The organism is Hyphomonas atlantica corrig. (assembly GCF_000682715.1).
Lineage (GTDB): Bacteria > Pseudomonadota > Alphaproteobacteria > Caulobacterales > Hyphomonadaceae > Hyphomonas > Hyphomonas atlantica.
On sequence record NZ_AWFH01000028.1, the window covers coordinates 1 to 4,949 of the forward strand.

8 protein-coding genes are annotated in these 4,949 nt (G+C 63.1%); all 8 read left to right on the forward strand.

Annotated elements, in window-relative coordinates; all coding sequences use genetic code 11:
- Nucleotides 1-371: antirestriction protein ArdA (locus HY36_RS11330; RefSeq protein WP_035552755.1), on the forward strand; the 371-nt coding region annotated here is incomplete at its 5' end.
- Between the two features lie 5 nt (nt 372-376).
- Nucleotides 377-571, forward strand: coding sequence for a hypothetical protein (locus HY36_RS11335; RefSeq protein WP_035552757.1), 195 nt, complete (start codon nt 377-379; stop codon nt 569-571).
- Nucleotides 568-1,083, forward strand: a complete 516-nt coding sequence (locus HY36_RS11340) for a hypothetical protein (RefSeq protein ID WP_035552760.1) — start codon at nt 568-570, stop codon at nt 1,081-1,083. Before HY36_RS11335 ends, HY36_RS11340 begins: the two co-directional genes overlap by 4 nt.
- Nucleotides 1,080-1,349 (forward strand): hypothetical protein, encoded by a 270-nt coding sequence (locus tag HY36_RS11345; RefSeq protein ID WP_035552764.1) that lies wholly within the window; start codon nt 1,080-1,082, stop codon nt 1,347-1,349. Before HY36_RS11340 ends, HY36_RS11345 begins: the two co-directional genes overlap by 4 nt.
- Nucleotides 1,336-3,105, forward strand: a complete 1,770-nt coding sequence (locus HY36_RS11350) for a ParB/RepB/Spo0J family partition protein (RefSeq protein ID WP_051602739.1) — start codon at nt 1,336-1,338, stop codon at nt 3,103-3,105. The genes HY36_RS11345 and HY36_RS11350 overlap by 14 nt, the downstream gene beginning before the upstream one ends.
- A gap of 452 nt (nt 3,106-3,557) precedes the next feature.
- Nucleotides 3,558-3,881 (forward strand): DUF736 domain-containing protein, encoded by a 324-nt coding sequence (locus HY36_RS11355; RefSeq protein WP_035552766.1) that lies wholly within the window; start codon nt 3,558-3,560, stop codon nt 3,879-3,881.
- Nucleotides 3,882-4,109: 228 nt separating this feature from the next.
- Nucleotides 4,110-4,364, forward strand: coding sequence for a helix-turn-helix transcriptional regulator (locus HY36_RS11360; protein WP_051602740.1), 255 nt, complete (start codon nt 4,110-4,112; stop codon nt 4,362-4,364).
- A partial coding sequence (locus tag HY36_RS11365) for a S26 family signal peptidase (RefSeq protein ID WP_051602741.1) occupies nt 4,354-4,949 on the forward strand: 596 nt, incomplete at its 3' end. The genes HY36_RS11360 and HY36_RS11365, both read left to right, overlap by 11 nt.

Here is a 4,949-nt window from a genome sequence, read left to right on the forward strand (position 1 = left end):
GGCAACACCGGCCTGTTACCCGACATCATGAAGGCTTTGAAGGCGCGCACCTGTCGGAATATGCGAGCTTCGAGACCGTCTGCAATCTGGCCGGTTTCATTGCCGAACATGGCAGGCTTGGCGCGCTGGTCCACCGCCACTTTGGCGATGATCTGGAGCAGGCTGAAGCGGCCTTCGACGATTATGCGGGCACCTATGCGAGCCGGGCAGACTTCGCCGAGGAGCTGCACCGTGACACCGGCACCGAAATCCCCGCAGCCCTCGAATACTATATCGACTGGTCAGCGCTCGCTCGCGATATGGAGCTGAATGGCGACATCATGGTGTTCGAAACCGGGTTCGAAGACGTTCACGTCTTCTGGACGCGGTGAGCGCCATGGCGAGATTTCAGGCAAGACCGCGCGAAGATGGCCTTGGCCCCTATCGCTGGGCACATGTCGTGAAGACCCCGCAAGGGTTCACGCAGGGCACGATTTACCACCAGTCCGGTGATGACCTCAGCGAAGCAGACGCGCGCGAGCTGCGCGCACTCTGCGACCGGATGGGTTTCGAGCTTCGGAGGGCGTCATGAGCTTTACCGAACACTTCGATGCCTATGCCTGTGAAGGCGATGCGATCAGCTGCGAGGCCGAGGGCTTTACCCTCACGGCCCGGATTGTCGCCGATGATTGTCCCGATGCGCCCGACCAGCGGCAGGATGGATTCTGGCCATCTCTCTATAAGGATGCGCCGGGCTTTATTGGTGAGGCGGATCAGGAATCGGTCCGGGGGACCGATTCCCCGCCCGAACGGAATGGCTTCCGGCAACGCTTCGCCAAGGCACAGGCCAAAGCCGAGGCCGTGATGGAGGCATGGCGCAAGGGCGAGTGGTTCTATTGCGGGATCGTGCTTTGTGTGACGCGCGACGGGATCGAACTGGACGACCACGCCGCCAGCCTTTGGGGCGTCGAGTGTAATTATCCGGGGGCAGATAACAGCTACCTAACCAGTGTTGCGAACGAGCTCCTGCCGGAGGCGCTGGACGCAAGCCGCGCCGCTGCCGCGCGCCTCGCCGCGACCGTGACAGGATGGGCCGCGACATGAGTGCGTCTCGCTCCCTTGCCGAAATCCCCGGGCCACGGCCCCGCATGACGCTGGTCATCGCCGACGCCCAGGTCGCAGAAATCTGGATCGAGGGCCACGAACCCGTGATCACGATCCATGATTATGATTGGGGTGAAACCGACCCGGATGCGAGCCGCGACAGTGACGGCCTTCCCTACTCGAAAATCAACTGGAGACAGCCCGTGTGGAAGCTCGGCCTCTCCCTCTACCCGCCAGAAAAGGAGATCTCTCATGGCACAGACTGACCTGAAACATATCCCGCTCGACCAGCTGCGGATTTCGAAACTCAATATGCGACATGGGCGCAGGAAACCGGACGTTTCCGACATATTGCCCTCCATTCGCGAAAGCGGCTTGCGCCAGACCCTGCTGGTCCGGCGCGAAGGCAAATCCTATGGCGTCATTGCCGGACGCCGCCGCTTCTTCGCCCTGAAGGAAATCGCGAAGGAGACCGGCAAGACGCCGCTCGTCCCCTGCGCGATCATGACCGAGACGGATAAAGCATCTGCCCTTGCAGCGTCCGTCATCGAGAATGTCGGACGTCTGCCTGCGACCGAGATGGAGCAATATGAAGCCTTCAAGCGGCTGCATGAGGAAGGCAAGCCGGTGGAGGATATCGCGACCTTTTTCGGGGTGACCGAGCTTCTGGTGCGGCGTGTGCTCGCCCTCGCCTCGCTCGCCGGGCCGATCCGGAAACTCTACGCCGAGGACGAGCTTGACCGTGAAACGATCCGCGCCCTGACGCTGGCCACGCCCGACCAGCAGGCTGAATGGCTGCGGCTCTGGGAGAGCGAAACAGACCGCGCGCCCATGGGGCGATCCTGCAAGGCATGGATCACGGGCGGGACCACGATCACGACCGACAAGGCGCTGTTCGACCTTGATGCCTATGAGGGACAGGTGACGGCCGACCTGTTCGGTGAGCATGGCGTATTCGCTGACGCGGACCAGTTCTGGCAGGCCCAATCCGCCGCGATTGCGGAGCGGATCGAGGCCTATAAGGAAGACGGCTGGAGCGATGTGATCTGCCTCGAACGCGGGGCGTATTTCCATCGCTGGGACCATGTCCAGTGCGCCAAGGAAGATGGCGGCAAGGTCTTCATCGAAATCCGGCATGACGGCACGACGACCTTCCATGAGGGGCAGATCAGCTCAGTCGAGGCCCGCAAGCGTGAGCGCGCTGCGAAGGGAGAAAGTGATGCTGTTGCCGCCGCCATCCGCCCTGAAATGTCCGGCCCGCTTGCGGAATATATCCTGCTGCACCGTCATGCCGCCGCGCAGGCGAGCCTTGCCACGTCGCCCGCAATTGCCCTCCGCCTGATGGTCGCGCATGCCATGGCTGGCAGCGCGCTGTGGGATGTTCGGCCTTTCGAGCTGCGTGCCCGCAAGGATGAGACGCAGGCGAGCATGGAAGGCTCGACATCTGAGGCGGCCCTTGTCGAAGCGACGGCGCAGGCGGATGCCCTGTTCAAGGCCCTTAACGTCAGTCCCGCGCTTCGCCGGAATGGCGACGACTACCGCTTGTGCGAGCTTTTCTCGGCGCTTCTCGCCATGTCAGACGAGGAAGTACTGACGGTTCTGGCAAGTGTCATGGCCCGGACACTCGAGGCCGGAAACGGAATCGTGGAAGCGGTTCTGCATGTCTGCGGCACCGACTTGTCGGCGGCTTGGACGCCGGACGAGGTGTTCTTCGACCTCACCAAGGACAAGCGCGCCATCAATGCGATGATTGCAGATATTGCCACTTCATCGCTCGCAGACTCCTGCCGGACAGATACGGGCAAGGCGCAGAAACAGGTGCTGGCGAACCGGATCGCGGGCGAGGGTTGCAAGGCCAATCCCGACTGGCGGCCGGGCTGGATGCAGGTGCCGCCGACGCGCCTTGTCGAGGGGGCCGGGTCACCGCCTGCCGATGCGTGGAGACGGGTCGCGGGACTGTTCGAAGCGAAGGCAGTAGCCACGCCCGACGAGACGCCTGAGACTCAACAGGACGCTGCCTGAACATCCGTCTCCTCTTCAACAGCATAGGGGGCCGTCCGGTGTCTGGCATCGGACGGCTTTCCTCATTTTCGGGTATGCAGTGCGGCACTGATACTTGGGCCCATGCGAAATGCCTCTAGAAAAATCGCCCATCTTGAGGTCTCGAATAACACAATCGGGACGCTTGCAGGGGGGTCTGATTTCTTGTCCGGAAGGCATGCCCCTGCCCCCTTGCTCCCGTCTTTGCCTTTATGACCTGGACGCGCTGACCCGGCCCTGAAACCGGTCAGGCGAAGAATTTTCCCCGGCGCATTCGCGCCTTCCTCGCGCAGCAAAATTCCCCGCCCGTCCGGTGCTCCGCTGCGCTGCGCCCACTAGCGGTTCACGCCCGGCTCAGTCCGTCCGGGCGGTCCGGCGTCGACGGGGACAAGGGGTCCCCGGAGACTTAGCCAAGGAACGAAAAGGAGACCCCCATGGCAAACGCACTCGGATATGTCAGCGAAACCAAGTCCGGCTTCGAAGGCAGCCTCGCAATGATGAACCTCTCTGCCGCAATCCGCATCGAGAAAAATGCGGACAAGACCGAAGAGGGCCAGCCGGACTACCGCATCTATGCCGGTGAGACCTCGACCGAAATCGGCGGCGGCTGGATGCGCAAGGCGAAAGCATCGGGACGCGAATATGTCTCGCTGACCCTGGCAGACCCGCAGATCGGTCCCCGCCGGATCTTCGCAAACCTCGCTCCGGTCAAGGGCCGCAAAGGCCGTCACGTGATCCTCTGGAACCCGCGCGACTAACGGCAGGATGACGCTTCCCCTGGCTGCTCCGGACCCTCAGCTCCGGGGCAGCTTTCTCTTGTGGGCGGACGGGGCCACCCCGCTCCGCGACGGCTGGGCGCGCTAAGGCCTGCCCGGGCCTCTGAGGGTGTCGCGCGCCTGACGCGCGGGTTCGACACTTTTACGCGGCGCGAATTCTGTCAGACCGTGTGGCCTGACATCGCGCGGCAAGACAGGAGAGGTGCAGCCATGTCCGATGATCCCACTCGCCCCCAGGACCTGCGGCCGAATCCCACGCCGCCTGCCCCGACGGACTGGCTGAACACGGATGAAACCGCCGGACAATTGGGGCTCAAGCCAAAGACGCTGATCAATATGCGCTCGCTCGGAACCGGGCCGGTCTATCACAAGATCGGCGCCAAGGTCTGGTATCGCGGCAGGGACATCATTGCCTATACCAATAGCCGCCGCTTCATGGGAACTGGTCTGCGCGATGAGTCCTAGATCAGCGCTCCTCGCCATGGGCTGCGGGCTCGGTCTGCTCACTGCCGCCCGCCTGATCGATTGGCCGGTTTTGGTCTGGAACCGGACGGAGAGCGTGCCCAAGGGGCTCTATTTTGTGGCCCGGACGGTGGATATTTCGAAGGCCGATCTGGTCGCGTTCGAGCCGTCTCATGAGACAAGACACTGGCTCGAGGAGGACGGACTTGTTGGCCCAGGCTGGCCCTTGCTGAAGCAGGTCGCAGGCCTTAATGGCGACGAGATTTGCCGGTGCGGGACACGGATTTTCATCAACGGTTTCGCCTCGGCTGACGCGCACGAACTGAAGGCGTCCGGCAGCGCCCTGCCCGTCTGGCAGGGCTGCCGGACGCTTCAAGCGGATGAGGTCTTCCTGCTCAATCCCCATCCCCGTTCGGTGGATGGACGCTATTTCGGCCCGCAGGATCGCGGACGTATCCTGGGCGTGGCCCGGCCGGTCTGGACCCATGGCAAACGGCCGCCAGGGCAGCAGGCGAGCCTCAAGGCGGTGGAGCGCGGATCAGGAAGGGCCTTTGTGTCCCGGAGTGCTGTCGTAACCCCGCCCGCCCC

What these genes read in the sequence shown, in the direction of transcription:
- HY36_RS11335 (WP_035552757.1), top strand. Translation starts at nt 377, where the DNA reads ATGGCGAGATTTCAGGCAAGACCGCGCGAAGATGGCCTTGGCCCCTAT.
- HY36_RS11340 (WP_035552760.1), top strand. Translation starts at nt 568, where the DNA reads ATGAGCTTTACCGAACACTTCGATGCCTATGCCTGTGAAGGCGATGCG.
- HY36_RS11345 (WP_035552764.1), top strand. Translation starts at nt 1,080, where the DNA reads ATGAGTGCGTCTCGCTCCCTTGCCGAAATCCCCGGGCCACGGCCCCGC.
- HY36_RS11350 (WP_051602739.1), top strand. Translation starts at nt 1,336, where the DNA reads ATGGCACAGACTGACCTGAAACATATCCCGCTCGACCAGCTGCGGATT.
- HY36_RS11355 (WP_035552766.1), top strand. Translation starts at nt 3,558, where the DNA reads ATGGCAAACGCACTCGGATATGTCAGCGAAACCAAGTCCGGCTTCGAA.
- HY36_RS11360 (WP_051602740.1), top strand. Translation starts at nt 4,110, where the DNA reads ATGTCCGATGATCCCACTCGCCCCCAGGACCTGCGGCCGAATCCCACG.